Origin of the sequence: Geminocystis sp. CENA526, from assembly GCF_050753365.1 — a bacterium.
Lineage (GTDB): Bacteria > Cyanobacteriota > Cyanobacteriia > Cyanobacteriales > Cyanobacteriaceae > Geminocystis.
Genome location: NZ_JBLZFY010000046.1, coordinates 1 through 19,352 on the forward strand (window position 1 = coordinate 1; position 19,352 = coordinate 19,352).

Here is a 19,352-nt window from a genome sequence, read left to right on the forward strand (position 1 = left end):
GGTTGAGGTGGTTAACCTATAGTTATTTTATCACGTCACTGGCGATTCATCCCACACTTGTTTTAATTATTTTTTTTACTCGAAAACAAAGTGTGGGGCTTCTCGCCGTTTAAGCTAAACAGAAGAATCAAATAGAATTTTAGAAGATTGCTTGAGATTGCAAAGAAAATTTAGTGTGACAAGAAAGAACAAAGAAGAAATTAGTATTTTTAAACTACTATTTTGAGAAAAATGTGGCAAAATGGAAATGAATATAATTAATTACCTCATGATAGGTAGGAAATCAAAATTATGAATAGTTGTGTATTAATGGCAAAAATAGTCCGTAGTCCTCAATTAAGATATACTCAGGAAAGTCAGTTAGCCGTTACCGAAATGATGGTAGAGTTTGAAAATGTATCTCCTAACAATCCTCCTTGTAACTTAAAAGTCATTGCATGGGGGGGGTTAGCCACAGAAATTGAGCAAAAATATGTAGAGGGGAATCAGGTGGTATTAACAGGACGTTTAAAGATGGATTTAGTAGAGAAACAAGGATATAAGGAGAAAATAGCAGAATTAACGGTTTCTCATATATACCCTTTAAATGGTGGAGACGATCGAAATAAGGTAGTAAACTTAAAGGATTATAAAGCATCTGATGACGGACCCGAAGATATTGACTCCGAAGAAGAATCTGATATTGATCCCAATAAATTAGATAATATCCCCTTTTAATCATCTAGGGTGGGCAATGCCCACCTTATTTTTACTGTTAACAACTAGAGCGTAAAAAGTTTAGTATATTCTTCTTCTGTTAAACCTGTTTCTTCCAAAATTTTGCTCATAACTAAGTCCATTTTTTCCTTTGCTTGTTTAACCTTATGATGATCAATCATAGGATAATATATTCCTAAAATTTTTCCTTCATTTTCTACAAAAAATCCTTCTTTTTCTGTAAATAGATTTTGATTATTAAGTTTTTTTAGTTCTATTTTTTTCATAGTTAATTCTTTTTTCCAATTCTATCAAACAACTTTCATAAGATATAAGTGAGTAAGCAAAATTAATTGTATGTTTACTTTGTGAAAGGTAAAAGACAACAAAAATGTAAGTTATTTTAATTAATTTTAAAATTAACAATCTATTTTGCATGAGTACTTAGATTAATTATATATTAATATAATAAGCTCAACCCCATAAATGTAGTATAGATGATTCCCATGCCATTGTTAGTATTACAGTCGATCGATTATCTCTGTTTCGTTACAATATAACTAAAGATTGCTATATATTTACTAAAACAGATTCAAATGAGATTTCTCTTTCTTTTATTTAATCAATGATGAACATAGTTTTAATGTTATTAATTTACTTTAACTAAACTGCGATTTAATAACCTAAATTGTGACTGTAAATAGTCTAAATTCGCAGGAATATTGCCATAACGCCATTGTACATAACTATTAGTAATTAACATTATAATTTCTAGTTGTTCGACCGAGACAAACTCTTGTAAACTATGGGCATATTCAAGGGGAGTTTGAGCAGGACTTTTTTTATAACCTTTTTCAGCTAAGAAATCGAGCATTTCTCGATATAATTTTTCGAGGGGATTTAACTTAGCCAATCGGAGACGATATAACAATTTTTGAGCAAAATTCCAGCCTAACCAACTGAGAAAAGCAAGGATAATTAAGCTTAAAAATCCCATTAAAATACCGACAAAACTTCCCGTTAAAAATTGCCATAATCTTGTTAACCAACTGGCACTAAAAAAGCCCGTAATAGTATTAAATATTTTGCTAAATAACGCAGTGATAAAAGCGGTAATAGGAGAAGGCAACCAACTCGCAACCCAATTCCACAATTGCCCTAAAACTCCGAAGGTATTGTCATCTTCAAAGGAAGGGGGTATAATTTCATGACCGGGTAAAGGATCAAAATAGTGCCATCCGTAGTTAGGAAAATAAACTTCTGTCAAGGCATGGGCATCGGTGTTATGTACCACATAATAACCTGTAAAGGGGTTAAATTGTCCAGTACCAAAACCTACCACAAAACGAGAAGGAATATCGATCGATCGTAACATCATAGTGTAAACTGTAGCAAAATGATCAGGAAAACCGCCTCCATTTTCCAAGAAAGCTAAAGTTAAATCATCATCATCATTAAGTAAAGGGAAATCTTCTTGAATTTGATAATTTTGCTTGATAGCTTGAGCTAAATATAAGGCTTTTGCGTAGTTAGACTCTAATGGATTAGGGGATTTTGCTAATAATTCTTCGGCTTTTTGTCTTACTTTATCTTTTATGGCTTCTGGAATGCCTAACTGATATTTAATAATAGAGTCGGGATAATTATTTCCTGCTTGAGTTAAAGCCGTTTGACTGCGATAGGGTACTCGTGATACTGTGGTGTAAGTTAAACCTTCAATTAATCCTGTGGGCGATCGTAAACTACCTTCCGTATCTAAAGCAAGTTGTTGCGTGGGAAAATAGAGATATTGAGGATATTTAAGAACTGGGATAATATTAGGTAAATCAGAAACTACGGTATAAGTTTGAATAATTTTGTGAGTGTCGCCTTGAAGAAAAGGCACATCTAAATTAAATTGATAATTCCAAGGGTTACGTTGAATATCAAGAGTTTGATCTTCTCTGGAAATTTCCCATCCTTGTCCAGTATAATGATCAAAAGCCAAAACTCGCCAAAATCCGGGGGCTTGAGAGCGTATTCTCAAAACAATTTTTTTCCTTAAAATACTACTGCCTTGTAAATTTTGATTGATAGTAGTGTTAAAACCATAGTAAGAATCTTCTCGACTACTACCGCTACCGCTACCGTCTCCATTACCTTCCCCCATTAAGTTATTATTAACAGTACCATCCCTGTTGTAACCGGGGTTAACAATGCCTCTGTCTTTTTCAGTGGGATTAAAGTTTTGTTGTAAACCATCGGGGGCGCTAACAGGAAAACTTTGTAATTTGTAGCCGGGATAACGAGGCATAATCGCAAATAAAGATAACCCCAACATTAGGATAATTAAAACAAAAGTGGTTAACTTCTTGGGAGATAAAACGGAGTTTTCCCACCATAGTTTCTTTTTAGCGGTATTTTTTTCTCTTTGGATGTTTTTATACTCTACTTCCCAATTTTTTAACCCCATTCTCGATCGATAGTCTAGTACCATAGTTGGTATGGCTATAAGTAAAAATAGCAATAACCAAGGGGCAAATGCTAAAGTTTGAGATAAAGTCGCCGCTACACCGATTAATATTACCCCAATAATCATCGAGTAACCTAAATCTTTTCTACGGGGTAAATCAAAGCTATGTAAAACCTGTAATTGTACTAGAAACTCTGCTAAAACTAAGCGGTTATCAAATATACTTTGTACAAGATTGCCTAAAAATACAATTAAGGTGACAATCATTGCGATGGCTAAACCAAATTTGAGGGTAATATTGCGTAATTTTCTGCGTCTCCAACTAATAAACCCTCCCAGCATACTTAAAGGAATAGCCCAAACACTCATGGGAAACTGACTTCTAGCGGCGACATCGGTGGCAACAATACCCACAATCACCATCATTTGTACTAAAATGCGCAGGAGGATAGATTCTTCGGTTTTTGGTATCGGGAAAGATTCTATTTGCTTGATAATGGCTTTAAAACTAGGGATTTGGGGAGAGTTTTCCATGATAAATAACTAAATTGCTCTAGTTATCAATTATACATCAGTGATTTTTGATAAGTTAGTATTTTGAGGTAAAATTTCGATCGAAACAAAAAATTCATTGTTGATACAAAATATTGAGATAACATAGATAGAGAATTTCGGTTAATAATATGGAGCAATCATCACCTATGGATGTTAAAATGTTAATGGTAATCCTAACAGGATTATTTATCGTCTGCGCTTTGTTTTTCGGCACTAAAAATGGTTATTATGACACCGATGACTATGACGGTAACGGTTCGGCTCATTAAGATAAGGATATATGATTAAGCGGCAAGAAATACCTTCAATACCGCAAATAACTCTTTCCTGTTATCCCTTCGGTGTGGGTAATCATGCTGAGGGGGTGGCGATTTTACTTAATATCGGTAACTATCGTATTTTAATGGATTGTGGTGTTGCTGATGTTAATTCTCTATTGGTGAATAATCAACCCCCTGCTAATTGGGTTTTTTGTAGTCATGCTCATCAAGATCATGCTCGTAGTCTTTTGGCGTTGCGTAAAAAGTTTCCTAAGTTACCTATTTACACCAGTGATGTCACAGCAAAGTTATTGCCTCTTAATTGGCTAAAAGAAGATAGTATTAATTCTTTTCCTATTGCTCAAGTTTTGCCTTGGCGATCGAACATTAGTTTAGAATCAGATTTAACGGTAGAATTGTATCCTGCGGGACATTTACCCGGGGCGGCTTGTTTTTTATTTAGGTATATTTATAATGGGCGCACCTATAAAATTTTTTATACTGGGGATTTTTGTTTATCGAATCTGCAACTGGTGGAAGGTTTATCTCTGGATAGTTTGAGGGGTTTAAATCCAGACGTGTTGATTGTTGAGGGGAGTTATGGCACAGCAAGACATCCCCATCGCCGTCAGCAGGAAAAGCATCTCATGGAAAGAATCAAAACCGCTTTAAATAATCAGCTTAATGTTATTTTACCTGTACCGACTTTTGGATTAGGGCAAGAATTGTTAAAATTACTTCGATCGCACCATGATTTTACAGGTATAAATCTTGATATATGGGTGGATGGAGACTTACCCCAAGCCTGTGACTTATACTTAGAATTGATGGACTATTTTCCCTCCAATGTGCAAAATTTTGCTAAACATCAACCCTTATTTTGGGATGACAAAATTAAACCTAGAATGCGCCGAGTCACGGAAGAAAACCCACGCCACGATTTAGCAACTTTTCCTAGTATCGTTTTAACCGATAAATTAAGCCATTTAGAAGCCTATTGCAGTAAAAGTAAAGAAAAATGGTTAGTTTTAATCCCAGGTCAATCTAAAATTAATCATCACTCTATCTTCCAAGAGTTTGCTAAAAATATAGATCATAAACATATTATCATCGAAAACTATCTGTTAGCAGAGCATAGTGACGGTAGAAACACGACTCAACTTATCCACAATTTACGTCCTCAACATATTGTATTTATTCATGGTTCACGGAATTATTTAGCAGATTTAACAAGTTTAGAAGAATTGCAAAACCGTTATCAGTTACACTCTCCTGCGGTGGGAGTAACGGTGGATTTGCCTATTGGGGCGCAATTTGTACAACCGAAAGTAATACCTCAAACTAACTATGAAGGGGAATTAAACGAAACGGGAGCTTATGTTACTATTACTTTACCAGAACAGATCACCAGAGATGTGCGTTGGCAAAACTTTGCGGATACGGGATTAGTGGAAGCGCGTTGGCAAGGGGAGGAATTAGTTTTAAGGGGTTTATCGCAACGGGAATTATTACAACAAAATAGCTTATTGCGCCGTCAATTAAAACCCGAATCCTGCGGTAATTGTCTTTATTATCGAGATCAATATTGTACGAATAATACCTCCCCTCTTAATGGTTTTAAAGTACCTGTGGATGGTTATTGTCCACTGTTTGAAGGTTTTGTATAGCTGAAATTCCAATTTAATCAAATCTTCTTTTAAAAAAACTTCCACCAATGACGACTACCATCAGGAAAAACGGTATTCCAATTAATTTTTGCTGTTTTTAATTGTTGTTGATTAATCTTGGCATTTTTGAGATTTGCACCACAGAAATTAGTATTAGTTACATTGGCATTGGTAAAATCGGCATTACCTAAATTAGCACCTTTAAAATCGGCATTTTCCAAATTAGTTTTAGAAAAATAAGCCTGAGATAAATTGGCATTACTTAAATTAGCATTACTCAAATCTGCACCATAAAAATTAGCTTGAGATAAGTTAGCTTCACTAAATATTACTCCTTGTAATTGACAATACCTAAAAATACATTTATTTAACTTTCCTTCCTCCAAATTTAATCCCTGTAAATTTTGATCACTAAAATCTTTTTTGCCATTATTCACCGCCGTTAAAAATGTGTCTTGAGTCCATTTGATGGCAGTTGCCTTATTTTCTTTACTGGTGCGTCTTTTTTGAATTGCTTTTTCCAGTCTTTCTGTCGCCGAAAGAGTATTACTTAATTGACTATTGGTTGCGGTAGCCGTTATATCTTCACTATCATGGCTATGCTTGACTTGGGGTTGAGGTGATGGTTTTTTACTGACATTTTGGCTTAAACTTTGAGCAAAGGATGGTACTTTTAATGCCTCCATTAACTCATCAACGGTTTTAAAACGCTCTTTTGTATCTTGTGCCAACATTTTATCAATGACTTTAGTTAATGCCCCGCTAATATTAACGTTTTCGTGCCAAAGTAATTTTCCTGTATCGGGATCGATGTTAAAATTTTTAGGAGATTTACCCGTGATTAAATAAACACAAGTGCCTCCTAAGGCAAAAATATCACTGGAATAAATAGGGCGCATCGCTAATTGCTCAGGGGGTGCATAACCCATTGTACCTACAGAAAATTTCGTTAGAGCGGTTTGCCCCATAGTTTTGGCTAATTGAGTGTTAACTTGATCTTTGACTGCTCCAAAATCAATTAAGACTAATTTTTCGTCTTTTTTGCGCCTTAAAATATTGGCTGGTTTAATGTCTCTATGAATTACTCTTTCTGAGTGGAGATATTTAAGAATCGGGGTAATATCTTCTAAAAATCTTCTTACTGCTAATTCTCCATATACTCCTTGGGTTTTTACTTCTCTTTGTAAATTTTGCCCATTGACTAATTCTTGTATCAGGTAAAATCGATCGTTATCAGCAAAATAGTCCAGTAATTTAGGAATTTGAGGGTGATCAATTTTGCCCAAAGTTTTCGCTTCTCTTTCAAATAAACTAATAGCGGTATTCAAACCCTGAGCATCATCCGCCATAGGACGTAACTGTTTAATTACACATAAAGGATCGCCGACTACCGTTAAATCCACTCCGACAAAAGTAGCACCAAAACCTCCTTTTCCTAACATTTTGATGGCTCGATAACGTTTATTCAAAATTAAATTAGAGCCACAACTATTACATTTTTTTAGTTTAGGGTGATTTTTTGGCTCACTACAATCAGGATTTACACAATAGCTAATAATCATGACTTAATCAGTAAATAGGACATCGGAAATAGGTAATTAAAAATAGCTTTCCCTTGAGAATAAAAAACTACACATAAAAAGTAAATAGATTATTACCACCATTTTCTTTTTCCGTCAGGGAGAATGGTACGCCAATTAGTTTTAGCACTTTTTAATTGCTCTTCATCAACTTTTGCACCTTTTAAGTTTGCCCCTCCTAAATTAGCATCTTTTAAAATGGCACTGGTAAGATTTGCCCCTGCTAAATCTGCTCCTTGTAAGTCAGCATTTTTGAGATTCGCTCGGTATAATTCTGCTCGTTGTAAATTGGCTTGAGACAGATTCGCTTGAGCTAAATTAGCGTTATAAAAATTAGTGCGATAAAGATTTGCTTTTTGTAAATTGACACCGATTAGTTTACTTTGGGAAAAACTCGCTCCTGCTAATTTTAATCCTTGTAAATCTAATTCACTTAAGGTTTGTTGACTGAAGTTGCGGTGTCCTTGACGATAATCTTGAATGATTAATTCTGGGGTTAGTTGTACTTTTGGTTGAGTGGGAGGCAGTACACTAGGTACAACTTTGGGAGTGGTAGGATTGCCACTTAATTTTTCTTTTCTTTTTCTAATGGCATCTGCAAGGTTTTGGGAGGTGGAACTTGCGATCGTAATGTCATCTTCTTCCTCGGCGGTGGTATCTTTAGCGGTGCTTAAATTGACCATACTTCCTGCTAATTCTTGTTCATAGGGAACTAAATCTAACGCCGTAATAACGTCATCGGCGGAGGCAAAACGTTTACGAACGTCTAACTCTAGCATTTTATTTAAAACTTTGGCAAAATTATTACTAACGTTAGTATATTTTTCCCAAGCTAATTCTCCTGTGGTATTATCACATAAATCTTTAGGGGCTTTTCCCGTCAATAAATATATGCAGGTAGCACCCAAAGCATAAATATCACTGGCATAGACTGGACGCATTGCCAATTGTTCAGGAGGGGCGAATCCCATAGTACCGACAGAAATTTTGGTAAAAGCACTTTGGGGATTTTGACTCATTAATTGAGTGTTAGCTTGTTCTTTTACCGCTCCAAAATCGATTAAAAATAATTTATTAGTTTGTTTTGCTCTGAGAATATTACCCGGTTTGATGTCTCGATGGATGACTTTTTGAGAGTGAACATATTTTAGCACGGGCAACATTTGACGCAGAAACTGTTTGGCGGAGCTTTCTTGATAAATTCCGCCTTTTTTGATTTCTTTTTCTAAGTCTTTACCTAGCACAAAGTCTTGAATGAGGTAAAATTGCTCTCTTTCCTCAAAATAGTCTAGTAATTTCGGTATTTGGTCATGATCGAGTTTTGCAAGGGTTTTCGCTTCTCTCGCAAAAAGATCCAAAGCCGTGCGTTGAGCTTCTGGGCTTGTACTCCCAAGCTCTAACTGCTTTACTACACAATATTGATTTTTTTGTGCCATATCTACTGCTAGATAGGTTGTACCAAATCCTCCCCTACCAATTTTTTTGATAGCGACATAACGCTTATGAAGGATCAGATCAGACTGACAACTTCGACATTTTTTGGTTTTGGTATCATTTTGGGGGTTTTCACAGTTAGGGTTGAGGCAATAAATAACGCTCATTCACACTCCTTTCGACCATGAGTTAATTTTATTATTCATCTCAAGACGTAATAATAGTTTATCGTAATTTTCCAATGGTAAGAATAAAAATTGTTTTTTTCGATCGAACTTAACTCAGAATCTTGCACTAATATCTTAAAAGAGGCAAAACAGATCATAATTTTTCGTTGCTTCTCTTATGTTTCATTTTTGATTCGACATTCTTCATGTATAATCTTTATACTTGGTACAAAAACCAAGAATTATGTACTATAACCACTGAAAACTATGACTGGAAAAGTAATAGATAGTGGTGCTAACAGTGTCCTTTTAGTGATACTGCCCCTAGCGTTAATCATAATGGTAGTGTTTACCTTTTGGCCTGTGATTGTGGGGATTCTTGTCTTTGCATTAGGGTTCAAATTTTGGGAAAAATACCGTTTGAGACAACTATCTGAACAAATAGATCCTTTTTTTAATCAATTAATACAAGTTAATCAAGGTTGTTTAACGGTAATGGATGTTACCGCCAAAACCAACCTGAGTGCAAAAACTGCCCGTTGGTATTTAGATCAAAAAACTGAAGAATATGGCGCAGTCAAAAGATTGTATGAAGACAAAGGAATCGTCTATTACTTCTTGACGGCTAACGCTTTAGGCAGTATCCTTGATGATAGTGAGCCTGATGATGATACTGATATAGCACCTAGTATAACCGCTTCATTTTCCAATACTGAGACAACCCAAGTTATTGAATCCGAATCTCAAAGTCCGCAAATTAATCAGGAAATCGTTACCCCTGTAGTGGCTGAATCTTCCTCAACGACAGTAATTCCTTCTCCATCTAATGTTTCTATTTCTATTGACAATTCTCCTCCACCTGATGAAGTGGAAGAATCCGATAGTGGCTCGATCGAAAGCAATGCCAATGCTTTAAATCAAAGTGAATTAGCTAAACGTTTAGAAGTAAGCCCTAGCACTGTGGCAAAACGAAAATCTGAGGCGGATTTTGCCTTGTGGAGTCAAAGTCGTGATCCTGATGGAACGCCTTGGAAGTATATAGAAGCAACGAAGTTGTTTATTCCTCAATCATAAATAAAGTATAGGTGTTAGGTTATAGGTAGGTAGGCAATCAATTGGATATTTAGGTTATGAAAGGGAATAGGAATTATTTAATAATAAAAAATGCCTCTTCTATTTTGAGTATGATAAATTATGTCTAAAAAAAGGTGTCAGGTATTAGGTAGTAGGTGTTAGGTTAAATTAAAACTGTAAATTTATAATATTTGCATTTTTAAAATTATAAACCTATTATATATCAACGCTTTTAACGATTATTTAATACTAAAATATCATAACTACTGTAGAAGAGCCTAAAAAATTAATAATTACTCAACCATTTTTGTAAATCTTCGATCGAATCCATATCAAATAAATCCTCTGCTAAGGTTTCTAAATTATCAATATTAAGAGCTTTTACTTGTGTTTGTAAATCCGTATTAATTGTTCCTAATTTCTTAGTTAATTGACGAATAATTAGTTCCTTATCTCGATCGATCCTTTCTTTTATACCTTCTTCTTTCGCCATTCTTTCAAAAGGACTTACTAAGGGCATAATTTTCTCCTCCTCGTATTTAATAACTTTTTGGTTTAAACTTTGTTGTAATAATAATGGTAAAGTCATCATGCTGTCGATAAATTTAAACAGTTTTACTATGTCTAATTTACTGTATTTTTTATCGTATAAACTCCTGATTAAATACCATTTCCATTGCTCTCTTTCAGTTAAATTACTGATGGTGGCTTTGGTTTTTAAATGTGCCATTACCATCACCGCAAAGGGGTTTAAATTTCTCTCTAATTCTTCCCATTTTTCTTGATAATCTAATAGTTTTATCGCAGGAAAATCTAGGTTTAATTTACACCCTCCTAAATCATAACCATAATTGGATGGTCGCCATTTTTCTTTTTCGTCTCCTAGTATAGCAAGGCTAATCACGGGTTTTCGATATAAGTCAAAGCTACGATAGTGGTAAATAAACATTCTTTGGTTGAAGTCCGTATCATACTGACTTTGTACTTCGATGTGAACTAAAATCCACACTTCTCGATTATCTTTTAAGCATACTTCAAAGAGTTTATCCACCAATCTTTTATTATCATCGGAATCGGCGGTGATTTTTTGCAATTCTTTATCTAAAGACTTGATCGGTTTTAACCAGTCAATGAGATGATATACTTCTGGAAAAAAGAAGTCGAGAAATCGATCGAAATACTCCCCAATTGCTTCTTTCCAAGGCTCATCATAATTAGCGTTTATTCCTGTCATAAATTTGATGATAGGTGTGGGTACTTCACTCAGGTAGTTTGTATTGTGAGACTATCTTTTTAGCGTAATCTGGGACATGATTGTCTAGTTTTTCGGGGTAGTTGCGCTTAACATAGAGATAATTGCGAGTGAAGTGAGAATCGATCGAAAATTTAGCGTATTCTAACCCTTGAGGACCAATTTTTTCAATGACAACTCCCATTAATTGCGCCGCCCACATGGGCAATGTTACCCCTTTATCGTAAGCTGGAATACTGTTTTGTACGGCTTGTTTTCGATCGCCCTTAGACATTACAGGTTGTGTGTTAAGTTGATCTTCGACTAAATTTAACATCTCTTTGCCCGTGTCGTTACGAACTACAATCCATTGCCAACCAAAGGGAGCACCCATATAACCTACGACTAAATCCGCAAGGGAGTTGACATAATCAAAACAAGTCATGCAGGAGGGAGCAAAAACGTCTTTCAACTTGTTGGTTTTTAAGCCAAAGAAAGGCACTTTTTCGATGCTACCGTCTTCGTGTTTGAAATGGACTCGAAAATCCTGCATAAATTCGTAAGCCACCACCGTATCAGGGGATTTGCTTGTGGTTTCTAAAAATTTTTGTAATCCCGCCCTAGTAACGTTATCCACGCAAGGTGTGCCTAAAACATAGAGTTTTTCTAATCCTAATTGCTTTTCTACCGCTCGTAATGCTTGAATTTGACAACCAACCCCGATAACTAAAAGGCGTTTCATGTTCGATCGTTCCACTTGCTCTAAAATCGATAGATTAGGAGATAAAGTGGGTTTATTGACTCTTGCCCCTAAAATTTCCTCTGTAGTGGTGGCAATAATGGGTTTAGGTTGAAATCGATCGTTTTCGTCACTTTGAACGCACACAACTCCTTCTACAAGCCCCTGAGTTAACATTTCACAGGCGATCGAACTGACAATACCAGTCCATTGAGCGCCCTCGATGGGTTGTTTTTTCTTAGCCGACATCATCTCTTGATGTACACCAAAATAAACGTCATACTCATTGCTTAAATCTCGACTACGCCCATGAGCATCGGCTTCTAATTCGGCAATTTGTTGATTAATAAAGGCACAGGCTTCCTTGACATAGTGAATATAATAAGTATCGCATAGTCCGCATTCACTACATAAATCTTTTGCAGGGCGACGACTACCCGGTTTTAAGGCTTTGGCTTTTTGATGAGAAGTAATTGCAGTCATATTATGTTTTTTATATAGTTCTTTTGGGTGATTCAATGATAAGAATATTGAGATGGTGTCATTGCGAGGTATGAAATAATCTTCTAACCTCATTTTTGGTACAAATGAATAAGTCCAGATTTTGTTATATTTGTTGATTTTACCTTATTGACTGACAACTTTTTTCTTGTTTTGTTCATAAAAAGTAATCTCTATTCGGTTAATATGGTCAATCAAATGAAGATTATCAATATCATTAAAAATAGATAAGTCCACCATGTAAGGTAATAATAAATCATCAATTTCTGTTTCTATTTGCCATAGTTGATGATGCTTAATATTTTCTACCATTAAGGTTAAATTAATATCTGATCCTTGTCTATAATTTATTTTAGCACGAAAGCCATAAAATATAATTTTGTTTATGCTTGAATACTTTAAAAAAAATTGTTAAATTTGCTCGATCGAACTAATGTTTCATCGAAATTTACTCATAAAGATTTCATTTTTTGTACTAAGTTCAAGGAAGAAACGCTGTAGATTCGATCGACGGTAGAAATCCAATTTATTAAATAATTTTTTCTTTAGTTAGTTCAGTAATTTTTTGCTTAACTTTTAATAATTGAATCTCGATTTCTTTAGCGTTTTCTTGTTGGTTAGTGTTGTTGTTTTGCAATTCATTTCTAGTTAAATTAATATTCCATAATTCCTCCTCATAATATTTAATTGATTCAGCGATACTAACCTGATAATCATTTTTGATTTCTTGAGCTAAATTATAATAATTTTCACGACATTTGTTTCTAGCTTTCTTGAATTCTTGTTCATATTTTCTCTCATCATCCTTTTCTTTTTCATTCATAAATATATCCACAGCAAAGCCTAATCCTGCCAAAAGAGGAGCGAATCCTCGAATATTTTTAGCCATTTTAAAAGCACCCCAAGGTTTAAATTTTACCCCTAAATTTTTACCCACATTAAAGACAACATCCCTTGTAGCTTTAGATGCAAAATCACTCATAATACTGAGAGCTTGAGAAGCGTATTTACCATAATTATAATTACTATTTGACTGATTAAAATTATAATCTTGGCTTTTTTTCTTTTCTCTAAATTCAACTTCTACTTTTTGCCCTAAAGGAGATTCTCCTAGTTGTTGTAACTCATTTTCTAAATTATCTAACTCAGATTTAAGAGCATTATTTATCTCTGTAATTCTTGTTTCTATTAATGAAGTAATTTGTTTTTCTGCATTAGTGCTTTCATGGTTAATTTCATCTTCACTGTGACATCCATCTATTTTATCCGCTACTTTATCACCAATCATTATTATTTCATGTTCAAGCTCATTTAATGCAGAGTTATAAATATTTTTAGCTCTAATTTGAGACGCTTCTATAATAATTTTTTTCCTTCTTAATAACTCTAATAAATCAGCAATAGATTCATCATTGGTGACTAATAAATTATGACTTTGTTCTAATAAATCCACTAATTTATGTAAGGGAGTAATTAGTTTTGCGGTGAGTTTATTGTTATCGATTAGTATTTGTAAAGAGTTTAAAAAATCATTAAAATTAGATTCTTCTATTAAGTATTCTTTTTCTTCTTTATCTTTTTCGTAACGAGCTTGTAAATAAGAATTAGCATCAATAAAACAAGTATAAAAATCTTGATAATGATCAGGCTCAACTACTGTAGAAATAGTTTTTAAAAGTTCTTTTATTTCCCCTGTTTCACGACTCATTTTATTAATAACTAACATCATTTGTCCTCGTCTTTTCATGCCTTGTGCTACTTGTTTAAAAAATGTTCCTCCTTGAGGGTTAAAAAGCTCATTTGGCACAACAAATACTAATAAATCTGACTCAGAAATTTTCTTTAAAGTAATGGCATCATGATCTTTTCGATCGGCATAAATACCGGGGGTATCAATTAATAAAACCTCATTCCAACTATATTCTGTTACTTTATCGGTGCAAATTTCAGGGCTAATGAGAATAGCAGAATTTCCAGTTAATGATTTAATTAAAGTTGATTTTCCAGCGTTATATTGTCCAATAAAAGAAATAGTTAATTTCGGTTGTTTTTGATGTTCTAACCAAAAATTATTAAAATCATCAAGCAACATCTTTATTTGCGGTTCAGTGCATGAATTTAAAATATTTATGGAGGATAAAACTATCTCTTTTATAGCATTAGATTGATTTGTAAATGATAAGTTAAGCATTGATTTTTCCTTTTGATTTTTTAGTTAGAGGATTGAGATATTTTGAGAACAATTAACGGTTAGATATTTTTTTTAGCTGATTGTTGTAAGATTAAAGATTTGTCTATATCTAATCGATCGAGAATATCTTTGATACGAACTTTAATGGTTAAAAGTTCATTATTGATAGAGTATAATTCTTGACGAGATAAGGAAAGAGAAGATAAAATTTCTTTTTCAATATCTTTAAATTGCCCTTCAATTTTTTGGTGAATATTGCCAATAATTTTTGTTTGTTGTGTATCAATATCTTTAATTAAGTCATTTTTTAACTTATCTTTTTTCTGCTGAAATTCTTTTTTCTCTTGATGTTTTAAACCTCCTGAAAATAACCCTGTAACTACACCGAATCCCGTTGCAACCCATCCAGCCATAGCAACCCAACCTACTGGATTCCACCAGTTAATTGCAACAAAAATAAGAGTCATACCACTAAATAATACACTTAAATTTTTAACAAAATCTCCAAATCCTGCTTTATAAATATTTTCTAATTTATAGTTAATGGTTATACTTTGAGCGTCATATTTATACTCTCTTTCAAATTCTAAGAGTTTTGCTTTTAACTCTTTAATATTTTTTTCACAAAGTATCTTCATGGATTCTCCTAATTTATCACTAAAATTTTTTGTTTTTTGTTTCCATTGTTGCTCCGCATTTTGATTTTCTATAGAATATTCGATAAAAGCTGGAATTTCTTGTTTAAATTGTCTAAATAATTGTTTAACTTCATTGTCAATATTGCTTTTACTATCCTTTATTTGTTGAGTAAATATTTGTTTAACTTCTTTTTCTTTAGTTTGAAAAAAACTAATTTTATCACCTATATTTTTCTCAATAAAATCGAGTTGTTTTTTTATGTCGTTAATTAAAACTTTTGTGCCGTCAAAAAAAGTAGAAGCTCGTCTTTCATTACCATTTTTATAAATATCTTCGGCAATGATAGAATAAACTTTATCTAGTTGACTTAATTGCCATAATTCTGTTTTATATTCTTGATATTCTAATTGATTACTCAAAAATCCTGCCCTTGCATGAATATCAATAATTTGCACTTCTTCAATAGCTAAATGTTGTTTTACATAAGTCTTAATATGGTTATGATGTCCTGATAATCTTTCTTCATCAAAAGTTTTTTCAGGTTTAGCTAAAAATCTTTTTATCTGGGTTTCATTTTCTAGTTTTCCTTTCACATTTAACAAGACAATAAAAGGTTTTTCAATGTAACTTAACCTCCCCATTTGTTCAAATTCTGACGGTTGTACAGAGTCATCGCTACTGAGGAATAATACCATATCTGCTTCATCGACTTTTTTAATCGCCTTATCGGTGTCTTCTTCCCCTTCATAGGCATCAATACCGGGGGTATCAATCAATCGTAGATGATTCCATCGATACTCGTGGACATATCTGGTGGTGCGTTGCCCTCCTTTGCCGATCGTGCTACCATCACCCTTAGTTAAGGCTTCTCGAATAGTGCTTTTTCCTGCCCTTGTGCGTCCAAATAAGACTATAGTATAATCTTTAATATGTTTTTTCTTAATAGCTAAAGATTCATTTAATTGTTGTAAATCTTGGGTTAAAATATTGTCTATCAGTTGAATTATACCATTAAATACGTTTTTAATTTCTTTGTCTTGATTTTTAGATTTACTGTAATTCTTTTGACTGATATTATTCCTAAAACTAGCTAAAGTTATGGTTAAATCTTGACTATATTTTAAGTTAATATTATAGGATTCGATCGCCGTTTGTTGATAGGATTTTAAAACAGATTCAATATCTAAAGTAGAAACTGCCTTTTTAGTAGATTTTGATGTTAATATTTCTTGCGTTTTATTATTTATCTCAACTTTTACAGGTAATTGCTCTAAAATATTTGTTTGTTTTTCTCTATTTTTTGCATTAATAAAATTGTTAATATCTTGACGTAATAAATCAACTCCTCTAATATCCATTTTTTGAGTATTTTCTGTTGGATTATAACCTCTTATACAGGTTGGATAAATTTTATCAACATTGAGATAATTAGCCCATTGAGAAACTGTATAATTTACCCAATCAGAAAAGCAGTTATCCCATTTATCCATACCATTTAAAACAACAAATACACTGGAGTCATATATACTGAGTTTTTGTAAAATATATTTGTGTCCATACACTGGATAACCGTCAACAACCAGAATTACTAAGTCTATATTATTGATTATATTTGTAATTTTGTGATTTTCAAAATATTGATCATGAATAGGAGGAGTATCAATTAAATAAACATCATCATTAAAAAATCTTTGAATGACAAAATCTTTTGTTAAGTGAGTTTGTATTCCTACTTTACTGACTTGTAAGGCTTCTCTGCGACTTAATTGTAACAAGGTATTCATTAACGAACTTTTGCCTGTGTTAGCCCTTCCCATAATGGCGATATTGAAGGTTTGGGATAAATCGATATTGTCTAGCATATTTAAAACTCCATTGATAAGCACAAATACTTAGTTCGATCGACCTGAAATGTAAATATATTTCTTCTCTATATAATTATCAGTCGAACTTTTGGAATTTATGCAAAATTAATGGAAAAATTAAGATTTTTTTAACGTTTTATATTGTATTTAATCTCTTATATTTGTAAATTATCCAAATATTGCCCACAATAAGTTAAGGTATCTTTAGATTCGATCGACAGTAGGGATGGTGTAGAGTTAATTAAATAATTTATATACTGAGATATTGTTCGATCGAGTTATTTTTTGACAAAAAAAAGAGCCTTTGCAGACTCTATTTATTTTCTTTTTTTTAATACCCCCAAGGGAATTCGAATCCCTGTCGCCTCCGTGAAAGGGAGGTGTCCTAGGCCTCTAGACGATGGGGGCTTGGACTTTGTGCTTTTGTTTAATGCACATTTATTAATATAACGAATATTTTTGCTGATGTCAAGAAAATAGCAATTATTTTTCAAAAATTTTTTTGCTCTATTAGCACATTTAGAGTAACAAAAGCATTGCAATTAGCAAGATTACAATTGAAATATTTTAAGAACGTCTTTTGCTTCTTCTTTAGCTTCATCCCTTAGTACCTGTCTTAAAAAAATCTACTATTTCCTGCGCAATCGTTTCAGTGCCATTTTTGGCTATCTTGATATTGCTATGGGGAGGCGATAATTCGTCTATCAAGAAATTCCAGTTACCCTCAAAAAACTCTTGATAATTGACTATTTGATGATAGCTATGATTTTTCAAACCTTGCAATAAAATTTCAGCTTCCGCAAAACCTTCTCTAGTCAGGCTAATAACGGGAATATCTAACCGCATACTCTCGGCAAAGGTACTAAATCCGGGTTTAGACATCACTCTACCACATAGGGGCATAAAGTCCACAGGTCGATCGAGCTTACCATGAATTTTGAGCAAATTAGGCAAATCAGGGGCATTATCAGCAAAAGTAATAAATTGCCAATCAGGAAAACGGCTTAAATTTTCGTAGGGAATAGCATCGATACCTAAACCGCCAAAGGTTAACAACACAATTTTTTCCTTGTCAGTGGTAAGGTTATATTTTTCTCGCAACTGAGATTCTGTATAATGAGGAGTGCCTCCCGTTAAACCTGCATCTTCTTTCACTGGAAAGGCAGACATTTCTTCGGCTAAAGGTAAACGAAACAAACGTTGACATTTTTGATAATGACTACTCAACCAATCAGCAATATCATTAAACTCTCCTCCCCAAGCACGATAAATGAAATCCCAACCAAAGTTACTCATCATCCAACAGGGAATCCCCGCTTTTTCGGCAATAGTTGCAGTCATGGCAGGAATATCAGCTAAAATCAAGCTAACTTTATTGATGTTGATAAATTCCACCTCTCCAGCGATTATTTCATTTTCCCGAAGACGATACTCTTTCATTTTTGCCTTAGTAGCCTCCAAATCCATCGTCAAACTATCTTTTTGAATTACTCCCACATCAAAGGCACGATAACGGTAAATAAAATCACCCTCAATATAAGACTCTAACAACCATCGAGGGGCAGTTGTGACTAATACTAATAAGATGTCTGGATTTAACTTTTGTATTTGTGAGGCAACAGTAGCCATGCGCACTGCGTGTCCAAAGCCATGATTGGTGATAGCGAGATATAAAACAGGTCTAGCCATGAGATAATTATTAAATAGGGTTGCTGAATAAGTCTTTTGATGGAGGTAGGTATCAGGTATCAGGTTAAAGAATTAACACAAAATAAGCTAGGATGTATTTAACTTTTCCCTGTATCAATCAGTAAACTTAGATATGTTATAACTTATCATTTATGATTCAGTGGATAAATAATGTTTTTCGGTTAAATGATTTTCTTCTAAAATTATCTCTGGTTCAAGGACTAATTGTTGATTTTCCCAGTTTTTTTGTTCAATTTTTTTTAACTCTAATTCGGGATCAAAATTTAAGCCTAAAGCCACAAGGATTTTTTCTTTATTAGCATATAAATCCACAAAAGCTGTTAACCAATATTGTGCTAAAAGAGGCTCTAAAGCGGTTATCACTCCAATAATTAGTTCACTGGGAGGATGTACTTCTGAAAATCTTTTATCGTCTAAACTTCTTTCTCCCGTACCCCATGTTTCTCCTTCCAATGAACCTTGTACGGACACAAAACAATTTTCTTGACAGTATTTATTAATCCATTTTCGATTATGTTTATAATATTGCAACCATTTTTTCTTTAATCTTTTTTTTATTTCTTCAAAATTTTCCATTTCACTTTACCTCTT

General features: G+C 33.6%; 14 protein-coding genes, 1 tRNA gene and 1 pseudogene. 4 read left to right on the top strand and 12 right to left on the bottom strand.

Going from position 1 to position 19,352, the window contains the following annotated elements; all coding sequences use genetic code 11:
- Positions 1-291 precede the first annotated feature (291 nt).
- Positions 292-717 (top strand): single-stranded DNA-binding protein, encoded by a 426-nt coding sequence (locus ACN4EE_RS12995; RefSeq protein WP_431706881.1) that lies wholly within the window; start codon positions 292-294, stop codon positions 715-717.
- A 44-nt stretch (positions 718-761) separates the two neighbouring features.
- Here ACN4EE_RS12995 and ACN4EE_RS13000 read toward each other — a convergent pair whose 3' ends face one another.
- Both ACN4EE_RS13000 and ACN4EE_RS13005 read right to left on the bottom strand, forming a co-directional pair.
- On the bottom strand, positions 762-983 hold the full coding sequence (locus tag ACN4EE_RS13000) for a hypothetical protein (protein ID WP_431706882.1): 222 nt from the start codon (positions 981-983) through the stop codon (positions 762-764).
- 362 nt (positions 984-1,345) lie between these two features.
- Positions 1,346-3,682, bottom strand: a complete 2,337-nt coding sequence (locus ACN4EE_RS13005; protein WP_431706883.1) for a transglutaminase TgpA family protein — start codon at positions 3,680-3,682, stop codon at positions 1,346-1,348.
- Between the two features lie 149 nt (positions 3,683-3,831).
- On the opposite strand from ACN4EE_RS13005, the gene ACN4EE_RS13010 reads away from it, so the two are divergent.
- Together ACN4EE_RS13010 and ACN4EE_RS13015 are read left to right on the top strand one after the other, a co-directional pair.
- Positions 3,832-3,972 carry a hypothetical protein gene (locus ACN4EE_RS13010; RefSeq protein ID WP_431706911.1) on the top strand — a complete coding sequence of 47 codons (141 nt, stop codon included), beginning with the start codon at positions 3,832-3,834 and terminating at the stop codon, positions 3,970-3,972.
- Between the two features lie 11 nt (positions 3,973-3,983).
- Positions 3,984-5,630, top strand: a complete 1,647-nt coding sequence (locus ACN4EE_RS13015) for an MBL fold metallo-hydrolase (RefSeq protein ID WP_431706884.1) — start codon at positions 3,984-3,986, stop codon at positions 5,628-5,630.
- 29 nt (positions 5,631-5,659) lie between these two features.
- On the opposite strand, the gene ACN4EE_RS13020 is transcribed toward ACN4EE_RS13015, so the two are convergent.
- Positions 5,660-7,192 carry a serine/threonine-protein kinase gene (locus tag ACN4EE_RS13020; protein ID WP_431706885.1) on the bottom strand — a complete coding sequence of 511 codons (1,533 nt, stop codon included), beginning with the start codon at positions 7,190-7,192 and terminating at the stop codon, positions 5,660-5,662.
- Positions 7,193-7,284: 92 nt separating this feature from the next.
- Complete coding sequence (locus tag ACN4EE_RS13025) at positions 7,285-8,811, bottom strand: serine/threonine-protein kinase (protein WP_431706887.1); 1,527 nt, start codon at positions 8,809-8,811, stop codon at positions 7,285-7,287.
- A gap of 267 nt (positions 8,812-9,078) precedes the next feature.
- On the opposite strand from ACN4EE_RS13025, the gene ACN4EE_RS13030 reads away from it, so the two are divergent.
- On the top strand, positions 9,079-9,885 hold the full coding sequence (locus ACN4EE_RS13030) for a hypothetical protein (RefSeq protein WP_431706888.1): 807 nt from the start codon (positions 9,079-9,081) through the stop codon (positions 9,883-9,885).
- A 286-nt stretch (positions 9,886-10,171) separates the two neighbouring features.
- On the opposite strand, the gene ACN4EE_RS13035 is transcribed toward ACN4EE_RS13030, so the two are convergent.
- The 8 genes and pseudogenes from ACN4EE_RS13035 to ACN4EE_RS13070 all read right to left on the bottom strand — a co-directional run bounded on the left by ACN4EE_RS13035 (position 10,172) and on the right by ACN4EE_RS13070 (position 19,337).
- Positions 10,172-11,119: a DUF4351 domain-containing protein gene (locus ACN4EE_RS13035; protein ID WP_431706889.1), complete on the bottom strand. Its 948-nt coding sequence runs from the start codon at positions 11,117-11,119 to the stop codon at positions 10,172-10,174.
- 25 nt (positions 11,120-11,144) lie between these two features.
- Positions 11,145-12,338, bottom strand: coding sequence for a Coenzyme F420 hydrogenase/dehydrogenase, beta subunit C-terminal domain (locus ACN4EE_RS13040; protein ID WP_431706890.1), 1,194 nt, complete (start codon positions 12,336-12,338; stop codon positions 11,145-11,147).
- Between the two features lie 144 nt (positions 12,339-12,482).
- Positions 12,483-12,752: pseudogene (locus ACN4EE_RS13045) on the bottom strand (nucleotidyltransferase domain-containing protein); the annotation flags it as partial.
- Positions 12,753-12,885: 133 nt separating this feature from the next.
- Positions 12,886-14,448, bottom strand: a complete 1,563-nt coding sequence (locus tag ACN4EE_RS13050; protein ID WP_431706891.1) for a GTPase — start codon at positions 14,446-14,448, stop codon at positions 12,886-12,888.
- A 158-nt stretch (positions 14,449-14,606) separates the two neighbouring features.
- Positions 14,607-17,048, bottom strand: a complete 2,442-nt coding sequence (locus ACN4EE_RS13055; protein ID WP_431706892.1) for a GTPase — start codon at positions 17,046-17,048, stop codon at positions 14,607-14,609.
- A gap of 338 nt (positions 17,049-17,386) precedes the next feature.
- Positions 17,387-17,459, bottom strand: a tRNA-Glu gene (locus ACN4EE_RS13060).
- 189 nt (positions 17,460-17,648) lie between these two features.
- The gene (locus ACN4EE_RS13065) at positions 17,649-18,740 is read right to left on the bottom strand and encodes a glycosyltransferase family protein (RefSeq protein WP_431706893.1); all 1,092 of its coding nucleotides are present in this window, start codon (positions 18,738-18,740) and stop codon (positions 17,649-17,651) included.
- Positions 18,741-18,890: 150 nt separating this feature from the next.
- Positions 18,891-19,337, bottom strand: a complete 447-nt coding sequence (locus tag ACN4EE_RS13070; RefSeq protein WP_431706894.1) for a DUF5331 domain-containing protein — start codon at positions 19,335-19,337, stop codon at positions 18,891-18,893.
- Positions 19,338-19,352 lie beyond the last annotated feature (15 nt).